This window comes from Dyella acidiphila (assembly GCF_014863405.1).
Classification (GTDB): Bacteria; Pseudomonadota; Gammaproteobacteria; order Xanthomonadales; family Rhodanobacteraceae; genus Dyella_B; species Dyella_B acidiphila.
In genome coordinates this window covers 1-15,446 of record NZ_JACZZA010000008.1, presented here as the reverse complement: position 1 = coordinate 15,446, position 15,446 = coordinate 1, and the positions used below count along the sequence as shown (strand labels likewise).

The 15,446-nt window shown below is 64.1% G+C and carries 12 protein-coding genes and 2 riboswitches; of the genes, 3 read left to right on the top strand and 9 right to left on the bottom strand.

The window, feature by feature from the left end; genetic code table 11:
* Positions 1 to 44: 44 nt before the first annotated feature.
* Together IGX34_RS13195 and ppc are read right to left on the bottom strand one after the other, a co-directional pair.
* A complete protein-coding gene (locus IGX34_RS13195) occupies positions 45 to 1,298 on the bottom strand; it encodes an efflux RND transporter periplasmic adaptor subunit (protein ID WP_192556194.1) in 1,254 nt (417 codons plus the stop codon).
* A gap of 178 nt (positions 1,299 to 1,476) precedes the next feature.
* A complete protein-coding gene (gene ppc, locus IGX34_RS13190) occupies positions 1,477 to 4,275 on the bottom strand; it encodes a phosphoenolpyruvate carboxylase (protein WP_192556193.1) in 2,799 nt (932 codons plus the stop codon).
* Between the two features lie 99 nt (positions 4,276 to 4,374).
* Positions 4,375 to 4,511, top strand: a riboswitch (S-adenosyl-L-homocysteine riboswitch).
* A gap of 60 nt (positions 4,512 to 4,571) precedes the next feature.
* Here ppc and ahcY point away from each other — a divergent pair.
* Complete coding sequence (gene ahcY / locus IGX34_RS13185) at positions 4,572 to 6,020, top strand: adenosylhomocysteinase (protein ID WP_192556192.1); 1,449 nt, start codon at positions 4,572 to 4,574, stop codon at positions 6,018 to 6,020.
* A 93-nt stretch (positions 6,021 to 6,113) separates the two neighbouring features.
* On the opposite strand, the gene IGX34_RS13180 is transcribed toward ahcY, so the two are convergent.
* Genes IGX34_RS13180 through metF form a run of 3 tightly spaced genes read right to left on the bottom strand, consistent with a single transcriptional unit; the run spans position 6,114 to position 8,530 of the window.
* Complete coding sequence (locus IGX34_RS13180; protein WP_192556191.1) at positions 6,114 to 7,031, bottom strand: branched-chain amino acid transaminase; 918 nt, start codon at positions 7,029 to 7,031, stop codon at positions 6,114 to 6,116.
* 55 nt (positions 7,032 to 7,086) lie between these two features.
* Positions 7,087 to 7,674 (bottom strand): DUF4124 domain-containing protein, encoded by a 588-nt coding sequence (locus IGX34_RS13175; protein WP_192556190.1) that lies wholly within the window; start codon positions 7,672 to 7,674, stop codon positions 7,087 to 7,089.
* Positions 7,675 to 7,705: 31 nt separating this feature from the next.
* Complete coding sequence (metF, locus tag IGX34_RS13170) at positions 7,706 to 8,530, bottom strand: methylenetetrahydrofolate reductase [NAD(P)H] (RefSeq protein WP_192556189.1); 825 nt, start codon at positions 8,528 to 8,530, stop codon at positions 7,706 to 7,708.
* A 215-nt stretch (positions 8,531 to 8,745) separates the two neighbouring features.
* Between metF and IGX34_RS13165 the strand changes: the two genes are divergently transcribed.
* Positions 8,746 to 10,356, top strand: coding sequence for an APC family permease (locus IGX34_RS13165; protein ID WP_192556188.1), 1,611 nt, complete (start codon positions 8,746 to 8,748; stop codon positions 10,354 to 10,356).
* Between the two features lie 65 nt (positions 10,357 to 10,421).
* Here the strand turns inward: IGX34_RS13165 and IGX34_RS13160 are convergent, their stop codons facing one another.
* Genes IGX34_RS13160 through metX form a run of 3 tightly spaced genes read right to left on the bottom strand, consistent with a single transcriptional unit; the run spans position 10,422 to position 13,753 of the window.
* The gene (locus IGX34_RS13160; protein ID WP_192556187.1) at positions 10,422 to 11,507 is read right to left on the bottom strand and encodes a homoserine dehydrogenase family protein; all 1,086 of its coding nucleotides are present in this window, start codon (positions 11,505 to 11,507) and stop codon (positions 10,422 to 10,424) included.
* Entirely contained in the window at positions 11,504 to 12,712 is a 1,209-nt protein-coding gene (gene metB, locus IGX34_RS13155; RefSeq protein WP_192556186.1) for a cystathionine gamma-synthase, read from the bottom strand. The genes IGX34_RS13160 and metB overlap by 4 nt, the downstream gene beginning before the upstream one ends.
* A 3-nt stretch (positions 12,713 to 12,715) precedes the next feature.
* Positions 12,716 to 13,753: a homoserine O-succinyltransferase MetX gene (gene metX / locus IGX34_RS13150; RefSeq protein ID WP_192556185.1), complete on the bottom strand. Its 1,038-nt coding sequence runs from the start codon at positions 13,751 to 13,753 to the stop codon at positions 12,716 to 12,718.
* Between the two features lie 85 nt (positions 13,754 to 13,838).
* A riboswitch (SAM riboswitch) is annotated at positions 13,839 to 13,955 on the bottom strand.
* 196 nt (positions 13,956 to 14,151) lie between these two features.
* Between metX and IGX34_RS13145 the strand changes: the two genes are divergently transcribed.
* On the top strand, positions 14,152 to 15,168 hold the full coding sequence (locus tag IGX34_RS13145; RefSeq protein WP_192556184.1) for a cysteine synthase A: 1,017 nt from the start codon (positions 14,152 to 14,154) through the stop codon (positions 15,166 to 15,168).
* A 74-nt stretch (positions 15,169 to 15,242) separates the two neighbouring features.
* Here IGX34_RS13145 and IGX34_RS22090 read toward each other — a convergent pair.
* A partial coding sequence (locus IGX34_RS22090) for a hypothetical protein (RefSeq protein WP_225737452.1) occupies positions 15,243 to 15,446 on the bottom strand: 204 nt, incomplete at its 5' end.

The following is a 15,446-nucleotide window of genomic DNA, read 5'->3' as shown; positions in this document are numbered from 1 at the left end:
TCTTTTCAGCTGGGTTAGGAGTTCAATGGATATGGGCACGACGCTTACTGCACGCGGATACGATCATATTTATCCCACTGGCTGACGTCGGACAGCACCACCTGGTCGCCCGCGTTGAGCCCATGCAGGATCTGCACGCGGTCGACCGAAACCGCGCCGATCCGCACCGCCACGCGGCGGGCTGTGCCGTTGGCCGGATCGAGCCGGAACAAGCTGATGTCCCCCTCTGCACGCGCCAGCGCCGGACGCCCCACCGACAATACGTCGTCGAGTTTGGCGATCAAGATGCGGCCGTCCACGGAGAGGTCCGGACGCGCCCCTGCGGGCAGGCTGGCGGGTAGCGCGACGTCGACCTGCACCGCCCCCTCGCGAACCGCCGGATCGATGCGCTCCACCTTGCCTTCGGCCACGCCGTTATGCGTGTCCACGCTGACTGGCATGCCCATGGCGACGTCCTTGGCCTGCACCTCCGGCACCTGCAGGCGCGCGATCAGCACATCGGGTCGCGCCACCCGCGCGAGATTGGCACCGGCCGCCACCTGCGCGCCCTCCTGCACGGCCACCTCCTGCAAGACGCCATCGATGCCCGCCTTCACATCCAGCGCATCGGCCTGGCGCTGGCGCAATTGCAGATTGCTGCGTTGCTGCAGCAATTTCGCGCGCACCGCATCCATCTGCGCCTTCATGGTCATGGCGAAGGCGTCGACGCGCTGCTGCTCGATCTGCACATGAGCCTGCAACTGCTTCAGCGCAATTTGTTCCTGCTGATACTGTACCTCGGGAATTACGTGCAGCTGCATCGCCTTGCTGTCGGCATCGGCCTTGACCTTGGCCGACGCGTAGTCGGATTGCGCCAGGGACAGCGCGGAGCGCTCATCCAGCAACTGCGAAGTGAGATCGGCCTGCTTGGCGGCCACATCCGCCTGCGCCGCGGCGACTTCGGCCTGGGCGTTGCGCAGATTGTCTTCCACTGCCGGATCGGACAGCCGCATCAGCACCGTCTCCGGCGTAACGCGAGCGCCGGGCCACACCAGGATCTTTTCCACCTGGGCCGGCGTGGCGGCCGCCAACCAGCGGATCTCGCGCGGCACCAGCGTGCCAGTGGCATTCACTTCACGCAGCATGCTGCCGCGCTGCACGGTATCGACCCACAGACCCGAACGCTCGACCTGCGGCAGCGCCGGATCCAGCTGCCGCGCCAGCAAGGCGATCAGCGCCACGGCAGCCACGCTGGCGCCTGCGATCAGGCGCTGCCGGCGGCGCTTGCGAACTTTGTAGAGCGGGTTGGCGATATCCATGCAGGTTGCATGGCAAGCCGCGTGCCAAGTTGCACGCCACAAAAAATAATCGCCAGATCAGTGACTTTGCCGCCGCCCCGCGCATCGGCGAGGCGTACGTCTGTCCGTTTCCGTACAACAGGCATGCGTAAGCGGACACGCTTGTTGCCCCCATCCGTGCCAGCGGGATGGCGCAGGCTCAGCCGGTGTTCTGCAGGCCTTGCGCCACACCATTCACACAGGCGACCAGCGCATGCAGCAGGCTGTCGTCGCTGCGATCGGTGGCGCGCCAGCGTTGCAGCAGATCCACCTGCAGCAGGCTCATGGGGTCGACATAGGGATTGCGCAGGCGAATCGACAGGGACAGGCGCGGATCGTCACGCAACAGTTCCTGGCTGTTCTTCAGGCGCAACACCCAATGCCGGGTGCGCTCGAATTCTTCGCGGATCAGCGTGAAGAACGACTCATGCAGCGGGCCGGACAGCTTTGAGAACGCCTCGGCGATATCTAGATCGCATTTGGCCAGCACCATTTCCACGTCGTCGAGCAGGTTGGCGAAGAACGACCACTCGCGCGCCATCTCCACCAGCGCCGCCTCGCCATGCGTGGCCGCCTGCTCCAGCGCCGTACCCAAGCCATACCAGCCGGTAATGATCGAACGGCACTGCGTCCAGGCGAACACCCAGGGAATCGCGCGCAGGTCCTGCACACCGCGCATGCTGCGCCGGCGCGAGGGACGCGAGCCCAACGCCATCTGTTCGATCACGTCGATCGGCGTGGCAGCGCGGAAGTAGTCGACGAAACCTTCGCGATCGACCAGTTCGCGATAGGCGCGGCGGCTGTCGCTCGCCAGTGCGCTCATCTGCTCGCGCCATTCCGCTTCGCGCGGCTCGTCTTCGCGCGGGCGCAGGCTGGCGCGCAGCACCGCACTGACCGTCTGTTCGAGATTGCGCAACGCCAGCGCGCGGATACCGTATTTACGATGGATGACTTCGCCCTGCTCGGTCACGCGCAGCACGCCTGCCACCGAACCGCGCGGCGAAGACATCAGCGCCGGCGTGATACGTGCACCGCCACGGCTGGCCGAGCCGCCGCGCCCGTGGAAGAACGCGAGCCGGATGCCGGCCTGCTGCGCCACTTCCAGCAATTCCACCTGGGCGCGCTGCAAGCCCCAGCGCGAGGCCAGCGTGCCGCCGTCCTTGCCGCTATCGGAATAGCCGAGCATCACCCACTGGCGATCGTCGCGCGCACGCAGATGGGCGCGATAGACCGGATCATCCAGCAGTGCGCGCAGGGTGTCGGGCGCGTTCTTGAGGTCGTCGACGGTTTCGAACAGCGGCGCGATATCCAGCGGGACGCTATTGGCCCTCTCCCCTTCGGTGAGAGGGTTGGGTGAGGGGCTGCTGTGCGGAGCGGAAGCTTCCTGCAAGGCTGCCCCCTCTCCCCGCAGGGGCGACGGAGCAAACACGAAGCCGCCATGCCTAGCCAGCGCCAGCACCGCCAGCACATCGGCTGCCGAGCGCGCCATGCTGATGATGTACAGGCCGATCGCGTCCTTGCCGTAGCGGCCACGCGATTCGTGCAGGGTAGCGAATACCGCGCGCAGCGATTCGGCCTGCGCATCGTCGACGCGCTCGAGGCTTTTTTCGCCGCTGGCGTAGCGGCGCAGCACCACCACGCGTTTGGCCGGCGCACGTTGCGTCCAGCTATCGTCCTGCAGCAATGCGCTCAGCGCATCGTCGTGCACGCGCGAATCCTGGCGCACATCCAGCCGCGCCAGATGGAAGCCGAAAGTGCGCACACGCCAGATCAAGCGGCGCACGGCATACGCGCCAGCGTTGAGGCCGCGATGATCGATCAGGCCATGCACAATCAGCAGCAGATCGTCGAGCAGTTCCTCGGCCGAGGCGTAGCCTTCCGCATGCCCTTCTTCCAGCGTGGCTTCGAGCCGTGCGCGCATCAAGGTGAGCAGGCAGCGGTACGGCATGTCCGCATGGCGCGGCCGGATCGCCGCGGCGGCGCGCGGAAACTGTTCGCGATACAACTCCAGGCGTTGCAGCAGCGCGGGAGCGAAATCGACGCGGTCGTCGGTCTGGCTCAGCAGGCGCGCAAGACCATCGATGTCGGCGATGTAGTGCTCCAGCACGTGCGCGCGCTGGGTGGCGAGGCTGTTGGCGATGGTCTCGGCGCCCACATTGGGATTGCCGTCCATGTCGCCGCCGACCCAGGTGGCAAAGCTGAGCAGACGCGGCAAGGGCACTGCCACGCCATAAACTTCCTGCAGCGCGTCGGCCAGCACTTCATAGAAGGCGGGCACGATGCGGTAGATCGGGTTGGCCAGATAAAAACCGACGTGGTGATGCTCGTCCTGCACGCTGGGGCGGATCGGCGAGGCTTCCGCCGTCTGCCAGCCCGCGGACAAGGCCATGAAGATGCGGTCGTCGTCTTCCTTGCGTTCCTGCGGCGTGCGGGTGGGATCGAAATCGTCGACCAGCGCGCGCACGATCGCCTGCTCCTTTTCCAGCAGCGAGCGACGGATCGCTTCGGTGGGGTGCGCGGTGAAGACCGGCTCCACCTTGAGCTTGTACAGCCATTCCAGCAATTCGTCCGCACCGACACCCTGTTCTTTCAGCCGCTGCATCACATCCAGCAGCGACTCGGGCTGCGGCTTGCTGCCTTCGCGCTGGTAGTCGCGGCGGCGGCGGATGCGGTGCACGCGCTCGGCAGTGTTCACCGCCTGGAAATAGGCCGCGAAGGCGCGAGCCAGCGATTCGGCCGCGGCCGCATCCAGGCCGGCCAGCGATTCGGCCAGGTCGTCTACCGCGCGTCCCTCGCGCCGTCGCCGGATGGATGCCGTGCGCACCTGCTCCACCCGCTGATAGAAGCCTTCCCCGCCCTGCTCGGCGAGCATGCGCCCCACCATGGCGCCGAGACGGTGTACGTCCTCGCGCAGGGGACCGTCCTGGGGCAGGAATTCAGGGTCGCGACTGGCTTCCATGGGGCCTCCTTACAGTGAGTCCCCTAGCCTAACCAATTTATGACGCATTGCAGCGTTCCAAGTCGTCATAAGCGCCGATCTATGGATAAAATGACGGTCTTCGCCGAGGGGCGCTGCGACCGGTATTGGGATGCGGATCCATCCGCAAGAGCCTGCACTTCCCCGTGCAGACTCCCTACCCCACTCAATACGGCCAGGCTCGGTGGATGCTTCGAATGCAACGGCGCTCATGACGTGAATTCTCGCGTCGGTCCGGCTTTGCCGGATTTCCCCAATGAGACTCGGAGACATCCCGAATGAATGCTGTCACCAAAGACACCTCGGCGCAGGACTACAAAGTCCGTGATATCGCCCTGGCCGACCTCGGCCGCCGCCGCATCCGCATGGCCGAAGAAGAAATGCCCGGCCTGATGCAGATCCGCGCTCGCTACGCGCCGGAGCAGCCGCTGAAGGGCGTGCGCCTGTCCGGCTCGCTGCACATGACCAAAGAAACGGCGGTACTGATCGAGACGCTGAGCGCACTCGGCGCCTCGGTGCGCTGGGCCTCGTGCAACATCTTCTCCACCCAGGACGACTGCGCCGCGGCCATCGCCGCCGCCGGCATCCCGGTATTCGCCTGGAAGGGCGAGACGCTGGAGGAATACTGGGACTGCACGCTGGACATGCTGACCCATCCGGGCATGCAGGGTCCGGAACTGATCGTCGATGACGGCGGCGACGCCACGCTGCTGATCCACAAGGGCGTGGACATGGAAAACGGCGACAACTGGGTCAACACGCCCAGCGGCAACCATGAAGAACAGGTGATCAAGGACCTGCTCAAGCGCACCGCCAAGGAGCGTCCCGGCTTCTGGAAGAAAGTCGCGGCCGACTGGAAGGGCGTGTCGGAAGAAACTACCACCGGCGTGCATCGCCTCTATCAGATGATGGAAGCGGGCAAGCTGCTGGTGCCGGCGATCAACGTCAACGACTCGGTCACCAAGAGCAAGTTCGACAACCTCTACGGCTGCCGCGAATCGCTGGCCGACGGCATCAAGCGCGCCACCGATCTGATGGTGGCCGGCAAGGTGGCGGTGGTGTGCGGCTACGGCGACGTGGGCAAGGGCTGCGCTCATTCGCTGAAGGGTTTCGGCGCGCGCGTGATCGTTACCGAGATCGACCCGATCAACGCCCTGCAGGCGGCGATGGAAGGCTTCCAGGTCACCACCGTGGAAGAAACGCTGGGCCTGGGTGACATCTACGTCACCACCACCGGCAACAAGGACATCATCACGCTGGAACACATGGCGGCGATGAAGAACAACGCGCTGGTGTGCAACATCGGCCACTTCGACAACGAGATCCAGATGGATCGTCTGAACACCGCCAAGGACGTGGCGCGCGAGAACATCAAGCCGCAGGTGGATCGCTACACCTTCGGCGGCAGCGCGTCCAAGAACGGCGGCCACAGCATCTACATGCTGGCCGAAGGCCGCCTGGTGAATCTGGGTTGCGCGCATGGCCACCCGAGCTTCGTGATGTCCAACAGCTTCTCCAACCAGACGCTGGCCCAGCTCGACCTGTGGACGCACCGCAACAGCTACGAGAAGACGGTGTATCGCCTGTCGAAGAAGCTGGACGAAGAAGTGGCGCGCCTGCATCTGGAGCAGATCGGCGTGAAGCTGACCAAGCTCACCGCCGACCAGGCCGCTTACATCGGTGTGCCGGTGGAAGGTCCGTACAAGCCGGAGCATTACCGCTACTGATCGGCGGTTTTTCCGGAAATAAAAAAGGCGCGGAGCAATCCGCGCCTTTTCTTTTGCTCCCTCTCCCCGCAGGGGAGAGCAAGAACAACACCGTCAGACCGGTTCCAGCCAGCCCCACTTGTCCTGCGTCTTGCCATTGAACAAGCCGAAGTAAAGCTCCTGCAGGCGGCGCGTGACACGGCCGGCCTTGCCATTGCCGATCTGCTTGCCGTCCACTTCGCGAATCGGCGTGATCTCGGCCGCGGTGCCGCACATCAGGATTTCATCCGCCAGGTAGAGGTATTCGCGCGGAATATCGCGCTCCACCACTTCGATGCCGTCTTCGCGCGCAAGCACTTTCAGCGTATCGCGCGTGATGCCGGCAAGAATCGAGGCACTGGCCGGCGTGGTGTGCAGCACGCCGTCGAACACCAGGAACAGGTTTTCGCCCGCGCCTTCGCTGAGCAGCCCGCTGGATGCCAGCGCGATGCCTTCGCCGAAGCCAAGGCGGCGTGCTTCACGCGCGATCAGCTGGCCGGAAAGATAGTTGCCGCCGGCCTTTGCACCTGCCGGGATGGTGTTGGGCGCGAAACGCTGCCAGCTCGACACGCACGCCGTGATGCCCACTTCCAGCGCCTCCGGCCCCAGATACGGACCCATCGGCCACGCGGCTACGGCCACGTCGATCGGCGTTTCCGCCGACAGGCCGAAGCCGCCCAGTCCGCGATATGCCACCGGGCGCAGATAAGCCGCGGCAAGACCGTTCTTGCGAATGACTTCGCGGCATGCGGCAGCGAGATCGTCCTGCGAATAAGGCAGCGCCATGTCGTAGATCTTGGCCGATAGGTACAGGCGCTTCAGATGATCGGTCAGACGGAAAATGGCCGCGCCTTCCGGCGTTACATAGCTGCGAATTCCCTCGAACACCGATGAACCGTAATGCAGCGCATGCGACATGACATGGGCGGTGGCGTCCTTCCACGGCTTGATTGCGCCGTTCTGCCAGATCCATTCGGGGTACTGTTGAGCCATGGGGAATTCTCCGTTGGGGACCGCCCATGATACCCCCACGCGGCCTTAATCGCCCTTATTCCCCGGGTCGCAGCCAGAGGCAGCCCGCATGGTGGACCACGTCGAAGCGGGTCTGCCCGGTGCCCCCGCTGCCATCTTCGGACTCGGTCTGTACCAGCAGGGCTGCACCATGCGCCGGCGCATTGCCGGCGGACCCGGCCGGCGATGGCCCGGGCGCATCGTCAGGTTCGGCATCGTCGTCCGCCGCTCCCGTCACCGACACGCCGATCAGCGGATGGGCCATCAGCTGGTTGTACACACGGATGTCCGCCACCACCGCTTGCTGGCCATCGCCGTTCCATAGCATCAGTCCAGCCAGCCGATTGGGGCTGCGGTCGGCGAAGGCATCGATCACGGCCTGTTTCAGGTGCGCGAGATCCGCGGCGCACAACACTGCCGGTGGCGTTGCGGTGGTGACCGCAGGCGGTGCGGCAACGGTGGCTGGCGGCGGCAGCAGCGGTGCGGCATTTACGTCGGTGCAGACGCGGTCGGTGAATACCGGAATGCCGTTGGCGCCCAGACAGCGATGAATGCCGCCCTGCGCGCTGGCAGCGGCAACGGGTAGCAACAACAACAGCAGCAGTAACGAAAATTGCAGGCGCATCGAACCAGCATAGTCCGATGCGCTGCTGCGTTCAGTGCAGCTGGTCAACCACCGCGCGCGTCGCTTTTGCACGGTTCAGCGTATAGAAGTGCAGGCCCGGTGCGCCGCCATCGAGCAGTCGGCGGCATAGCTGCGCGACCACTTCCGCGCCCATCGCGCGGATCGAATCGGCATCGTCGTAATAGGCCTGCATGCGCTTGGCGATCCAGCGCGGAATCTCCGCGCCGCAGGCATCGGAGAAGCGCTTGAGCTGCGCGTAGTTGGAGATCGGCATGATCCCCGGCACCACCGGCACCGACACGCCCAGCCGGCGCACGTCGTCGACGAAGCGGAAATACGCATCGGCGTTGAAGAAGTATTGGGTGATCGCGCCATCCGCACCGGCATCGATCTTGGATTTGAAATGGCGCAGGTCGGCCTGCACGTCTTCCGCTTGCGGATGCATCTCCGGATAGGCTGCCACTTCGACATGAAAATGGCTGCCGCTGTGTTCGCGGATAAAACGCACCAGCTCGGCGGCATAGCGGAAGTCGCCCGGCGAAGCCATGCCCGACGGCAGGTCGCCGCGCAGCGCCACGATGCGGCGATAACCCGCTGCGCGATAGGTATCGAGCAGGTCGGCAATCTCCTGGCGGGTGCCGCCCATGCAGGACAGATGCGGCGCCACGTCCAGCCCATGCTGTTGGTGCAGGCGCGCCACGGTCTCGCTGGTATAGCTCAGGGTGGAGCCGCCGGCACCGAAGGTAACCGACACATATTCAGGCTTGAGCGCCTTCAGTTCCTTGGCCGCCCGGTCGAGCTGGGTGCGCTGTTCGTCGGTCTTGGGCGGGAAGAATTCGAAGCTGATGGCCGGCATTGCTCAGGTCCTTGGCGGCGGGTCGGGCAAGTATATATCTCTTATTCTCGATGAAGCGATATATATCGTTGTCGGAATTCCCCCTCAGCTACGCAAGCCGTTTACCCCATGCCACTCGAGCCCATCGATGGGCTGACACGTCCGGCAGGGGTCTGTCATCATCCCCCGATTGTTTTGCCCGGCCCCTTGCCGGCGTTCTGTTTCAGGGAGTACGCATGTCTTCATCCAACGCCATTCGCCGTGACGTAGGGCCGTTTGCCCTGATGCTGACCGGATTGGGCTCGATCATTGGTTCGGGCTGGCTGTTCGGCGCCTGGAAGGCCGCCGGCCTGGCCGGCCCCGGCGCGGTGTGGGCCTGGGTGCTGGGCGCTGCGATCATCATGACCATCGCCCTGACCTACGCCGAGCTGGGTGCGATGTTTCCCGAATCCGGCGGCATGGTGCGCTATGGCCACTATTCGCACGGCTCGCTGGTCGGCTTTATCGCCGCGTGGGCCAACTGGATCGCGATCGTCTCGGTAATTCCGGTGGAGGCCGAGGCTTCGGTGCAGTACATGGCGTCCTGGCCGTGGGAATGGGCGCACGATCTGTATCACGTCACCGACGGCCAGGGCGAACTGAGCCATGCCGGGCTGGGGATCGCCGCGGTGCTGGTGATCATCTACTTCCTGCTCAACTTCTGGAGCGTGAAACTGTTCGCGCGCTCCAACACCATGATCACCGTGTTCAAGCTGGTGGTACCGGCCGCGACCGGCCTGGCCCTGATCGCCAGCGGTTTCCATCGGGAGAACTTCTCGGTCGGCATCCATGGCGGGGCGCACGCGGTGGACTTCGCTGCGGTGCTTACCGCGGTGGCCACCGCCGGCATCGTTTTCAGCTTCAATGGTTTCCAGAGCCCGGTGAATCTAGCGGGCGAAGCACATAATCCCGGCCGCAGCATTCCGCTCGCCGTGGTGGGTTCGATCCTGCTCGCCACCGTGATCTACGTAATCCTGCAGGTGGCCTATCTGGGCGCAGTGCCGCAGGACATGCTGGCCAAGACCGGCTGGCACGGCATCGATTTCCGTTCGCCGTTCGCCGAACTGGCCATCATCGTCAATCTGCACTGGCTGGCGATGCTGCTGTATGTCGATGCCTTCATCAGCCCGAGCGGCACCGGCATGACCTACACCGCCACCACCGCACGCATGATCTACGGCATGGAGCGCAACGGCACCATGCCGAAGGTCTTCGGCCATATCCATCCGACCTGGGGCGTGCCGCGTCCGGCGATGTGGCTGAACCTGGTGGTGTCGTTCCTGTTCCTGTTCTTCTTCCGCGGCTGGGGCACGCTGGCAGCGGTGATCTCCGTAGCCACCATCATTTCCTACCTCACCGGCCCGGTCAGCGTGATGACACTGCGCCGCACCGCCACGGAACTGCATCGGCCGCTGCGCATCGCCGGCCTGCCGGTGCTGGCAGGCGTCGCCTTCATCATGGCGACCGAGCTGCTGTATTGGGCGAAGTGGCCACTTACCGGCGAAATCATTTTGCTGATGGTGGTGGCCTTGCCGATTTACCTGTTTTACCAGGCGAAATCGGGTTGGCACGATTTCGGACGACAACTGAAAGGCGCTTGGTGGCTGATCGTCTATCTGCCGACGATCGCCCTGGTCTCATGGGCCGGCAGCACTACTTTCGGCGGCAAGGGCTTTCTGCCCTATGGTCTCGATCTGCTGGTCGTCGCCGTGATCGGCCTGGTGTTCTACCTGTGGGGCGTGAAGAGCGGCTGGCGTACGCCCTCCGTAGAGGCTGCGCGCGCCGAAGCCGGCCATCACGCGGAATAAGCACCGCTGCCGCGGGATGAAGAAGCGGCCGAACGCTTAAGCAGATACCGCTGAAAAGGCGCTCGCTAGCCGAGCGCCAATGCATCGCCAAGCAAGGCCTGGGCGGTTACTTCCGGCCCGGCGCCAGGCCCCTGAATCACCAGCGGCTGGGTGTGATAGCGCGTGGTGGTCAACGCGAATTGATTGTCGGTGCCGTACAGCCTTGCCGCCGGATGCGTCAGCGGCACTTCGGTAATGCCTACACGTGCGCGCCCCCGTTGATTGAGTCGGGCAAGAAAACGCAGCACCTGGCCGCGCGCAGTCGCCGCCTCGTGCAACGCTGCCAGCGGCTCATCGAGTTCTTCCAGGCGGTCCAGGAACGCGTCGGTGGAAATATCGCGCAGGGCTTCGGGCACCAGGCCTTCCACCACTACTTCGTCGCTGCCCAGTGCAAAACCGGCATTGCGCGCCAGGATCAGCAGCTTGCGCGCCACATCTTCGCCGGAAAGATCGGCACGCGGATCCGGCTCGGTGTAGCCGAGCTTGCGCGCATCGCGCAGCAAGGCCGAGAACGGACGGCTGCCGTCGTATTGATTGAACAGATACGACAGCGAGCCGGAAAACACGCCTTCCAGTGTCAGCAGGCTGTCGCCGCAGTCGCACAGCCTGCGCAGCGTCGACAGCACCGGAAGGCCGGCGCCGACCGTTGCCGAATCGCCATAGCGGCCACCCGCGGCACGCGCAGCCTGCAAGGCGCGCCAACCGGCCAGCTGGCCGCCGGCCAGCGACTTGTTGGCGGTAACCACGTGATAACCCTGGGCCAGCCATTCCGCATGACGCGACGCCAGCTCGGACGAAGCGGTGGCATCGACGATGACTTTCAGTTCCGCATGATGCGCATCCAGGGCCGATAGCAAAGCTGCATCATCGCGTGCAGCACCTTCCCGCTTGAGCCGCTCACGCAGATCACGTACTGCGAGCTGGGCGGCGTCCGTCTGCTGCTTGCGCGAATTCGCCGCGCCGACCAGATGCAGCCGCTTGGCCACCGGTGTGCAAAGCAGCTTGAGGAAAGCGCCGCCGACCACGCCGGTTCCCAGCAGGACCACCGCGATGTCGGCTTTTGCGGTTTGCGGCGTGCTGCGCGCGGCGATGTCTTTCAATACCGCACTCATGCCGTTACCCGGCGTTTCGATGCATTGGCGTCAACTGCCTGCGCACGCTGCAATGCCGCGTCGAGATCGCGCAGCAGATCGTCGCCATCCTCGATGCCGATCGACAGACGCAGCAGCGTGTCGGCAATACCTGCAGCGCGACGCGCTTCCGGTGCCATGGCAGCATGCGTCATCGAGGCCGGATGCGCGATCAGGCTTTCTACGCCGCCGAGCGATTCGGCCAGCGAGAAGTAATGCAGCCCGTCGACGAAGGCCCGGATCTGTGGCTCGTCGCCTTGCAGCTCAAAGCTCAACATGGCGCCGAAACCCTGCTGCTGGCGTGCAGCCAGTGCATGTCCCGCATGATGATCAAGGCCGGGGTAATAAACCTTGCGCACGACAGCGTGGCGATCGAGATGTTCGGCGATGCGCTCCGCATTCTCCTGGTGCTGGCGCAGGCGCACGCTCAACGTACGCAGGCCGCGCAAGGTGAGAAAGCTATCGAACGGTGCACCGGTAAGGCCGTTGCAATTGCCCCACCACTTCAACTGATCGGCGACGGCGGCATCCCGTGCAATCACGGCGCCGCCCACCACGTCGCTATGGCCGTTGATGTATTTGGTGGTCGAATGCACCACCACGTCCGCGCCGAGCACGAGCGGCTGCTGCAAGGCCGGCGAGAGAAAGGTGTTGTCGACCACCACCAGGGCGCCCACTGCATGCGCAGCCTGGGCAACGTGGCGAATGTCGGTAATACGCAGCAGCGGGTTGGACGGCGTCTCCACCCATACCAGGGCGGGCTTGTCCGTCAGGCCGTCAGCCAGTGCCTGGTTGTCGGTGAGATCGGCAAAGCGCACCTTGAAACGACCCTTCTTTGCCCAGGCGTCGAGCAGGCGCCAAGTACCGCCGTAGCAGTCGTGCGCAGCAAGCACCGTAGCGCCCGCGGGTACCAGCTCCAGGGCCAATGCCACGGCGGCCATGCCGCTGGCGGTAACCACCGCACCGGCGCCCTGCTCCAGTTCGGCCAGTGCATTGCCGAGCAGATCGCGGGTGGGATTGCCGCTGCGCGAGTAATCGTAGGCGCGCTTGTTGCCAAAGCCGGCAAAGCTGTAGTTGGTGGACAGATGCAGCGCCGGCACAACGGCCCCATGCTGCGTATCCGATTCAATGCCTGCGCGCACGGCGCGAGTGCTGGCAGCGGTTCCGTTTACGACATCAGCGCTCATGATTCAGGCTCCACAACGACAGGGAATGGCTTGGCGCAGCAGCGGCGCCAGTTGCTGGGTTTCTTTGAGGAAGGCATCGTGGCCGTAGGGCGAATCGACCACTTCGAGCGTGGCCGAGCCACGCAGGCGACGCTGCAGTTCGCATAGATCCGCAAGCGGTACCAGGCGATCGGAAGGAAAGCCGATCAGCGTCGCCGGAATACGCACATCTTCCGGGGCGACCTCGTGCAGATCGATCGACTCGGACAAGGCGAGGAAACGTTCGAGATCGAAACGCTTCACGAAACTGCGGCCCGCGTGCTCGAGATAATCTTCGACCGGGAAGTGGAAACGGCCTTCGCGATAATCCGGCGTGCTTTCAAAGCGACGTGCAAATTCTTCGCTGCCGCGGTACGTGGTCATGGCCAGCTGACGGGCCAGCGACAAGGCCTGTTCCACTTGGCCGGTGGATTGGCCCAGGCGCAGAATTTGCCGCTGGATCGAACGCGTCGCCGTCGACAGCGGATGCGCGCGATGCGCGCCTGCCAACAACACCAACTTCTCCGCCTTGTTCGGATGACGGGCCGCAAAGGCGAGCGCAACCATTGCGCCATACGAGGAGCCGACAAATGCAGAAACCTGCACGATGCCCAAGGCGTCCACCAGGGCGGCCAGGGCGTCTGCCTGATCCTCGCTGGAGATGGCACGCGGCTGCTCGTCGAAATCGGCCGGGGTGAGCCAGTCGATGCTCAGCACCCGGCAATGCGCCAGATCGATCGCCTGGCCATCGCCCACCAGCCCCGACCACCAGCCTGGCTTGCCCTGTTCGCTATCGGCGACATGGCGATCGGCGGAAATGCCGCCCTGCACAATGACCGTCGGTGCGTCGGGCGCGCCCGTCCACTGGTAGCGCACATCCACGCTGCTGACCGATGCGCCGTACTTCGGCTGCAGGTTCAGCCGCCGGCTGCTGTGCTGCGCAGTGAGCACGGTGCGTGCGTGCAAGGGCACGATCACGGCCGTATGACGGTCATCTAGGGAGGAATTGGCGAGTTGCGGCATCTTGGTTCTCCATTTGCATCGCCCTGCGGAGAACCATTAGAGAGCTGCCGCCAGATCAACCATGCTGGCGCATGCGGTTGACGACATCCCATCTTCCGGTCGACGCCCTAGGCGCCCCGCAGGAGTTAGCACCGTTGCAGGTTTGATCCTGCAGGTTGCCCCGGCTTCAAAGGGCCTGTCCCTCAGCCGGTCTCGATGAGTGGGGTTGACTATACCGATGCGTTTTTTGCGCGTCAATGGACGTTTAGACGTCTATACGTAAAAACGCCCTGAAATTCCCCTGGCTTTACTGCATATGGGAAATGGCCATATACCTACCGGTTGATGGATGTCCATACATGACGGACGGCCAAAAGATCGCTAATCTCAGGCCCTTTCCGCCCCTCAGGCAGCCTCCCATGACGATCAGGGCCGATCTTTCCTCCGCCGTCGGACGCACGCCCCTGCTGCGCCTGCGCCACGCCTCGGCCCTGACCGGCTGCGACGTGCTCGGCAAGGCCGAATTCCTGAATCCAGGCGGCTCCATCAAGGACCGGACGGCTCTGGGCCTGATCCTCGATGCCGAGCACACGGGAGCGCTCAGGCCTGGCGGGGTCATCGTGGAGGGCACGGCCGGCAATACCGGAATCGGCCTGGCGCTTATCGGAGGCAGCCGGGGCTACCGATCGGTGATCTTCATGCCGGATACGCAAAGCCGGGAGAAGATCGATGCGCTGCGCGTCGCAGGGGCACAGGTGCGGCTGGTGCCGGCGGTTCCGTTCAAGGATCCGCGGCACTACGTGCATATCGCCCGCGCCTATGCGGAGAGCTTGAACGAGACGTCGCCCGGGAGTGCCTGGTTCGGTAACCAGTTCGACAACGTGGCCAATCGCGACTGGCACGAGGCCACCACCGGGGTGGAGATCTGGGAGCAAACGGAAGGCCGCGTCGACGGCTTCGTCTGCTCCTCAGGTACCGGAGGCACCCTTGCCGGCGTGGGGCGTGCGCTCAAGGCACGTAAGCCAGGGGTGAAAATTGCTCTGTCCGATCCAACCGGCTCCGCCCTGGCCAGCTATATCAACCGCGGCGAATTGCTGGCCGAGGGGAATTCCATTAGCGAGGGAATCGGCTCCAGTCGTATCACGGCCAACTTTGAAGACGCCCCGATCGATTTGGCCTGGTCGATAGACGATCAGGAATCCGTGCCGTTGTTGCACCGGTTGTTGCGCGAGGAAGGCTGGTGCGTCGGCGGGTCAAGCGGCGTGAACCTGGCCGGGGCGATCCGGCTCGCGCAGACGCTGGGTCCAGGCCACACCATCGTTACCGTGCTCAGTGATGCCGGTACGCGTTATCAAGCCAAGCTGTTCAATCCAGCTTTCCTGCGCGGGAAAGGCATTCCGGTTCCGGACTGGCTGGAGCAGGCTTTTACAGGCTGAAACAGCCGTTAGATCGCAGGCAGATTTAAGGGCCAAATTGTTGGTTCTGGCTTGCCGTAGGCGCGGCGCATAAATCAAAAAAGACCGCCGAAAACGGCGAGGGATTTCAGGATAGAGCGACCAACGACGACCTGTTGAGGTTGCGCCGAGGCGCATAAAGCAAAAACCCTCACCGAAAACGGTGAGGGTTTTTTAGGATAAAGCCCCTGGCGGTGACCTACTCTTGCATGGAAGTCCACACTACCATCGGCGCAGCTGCGTTTCACTTCCGAGTTCGG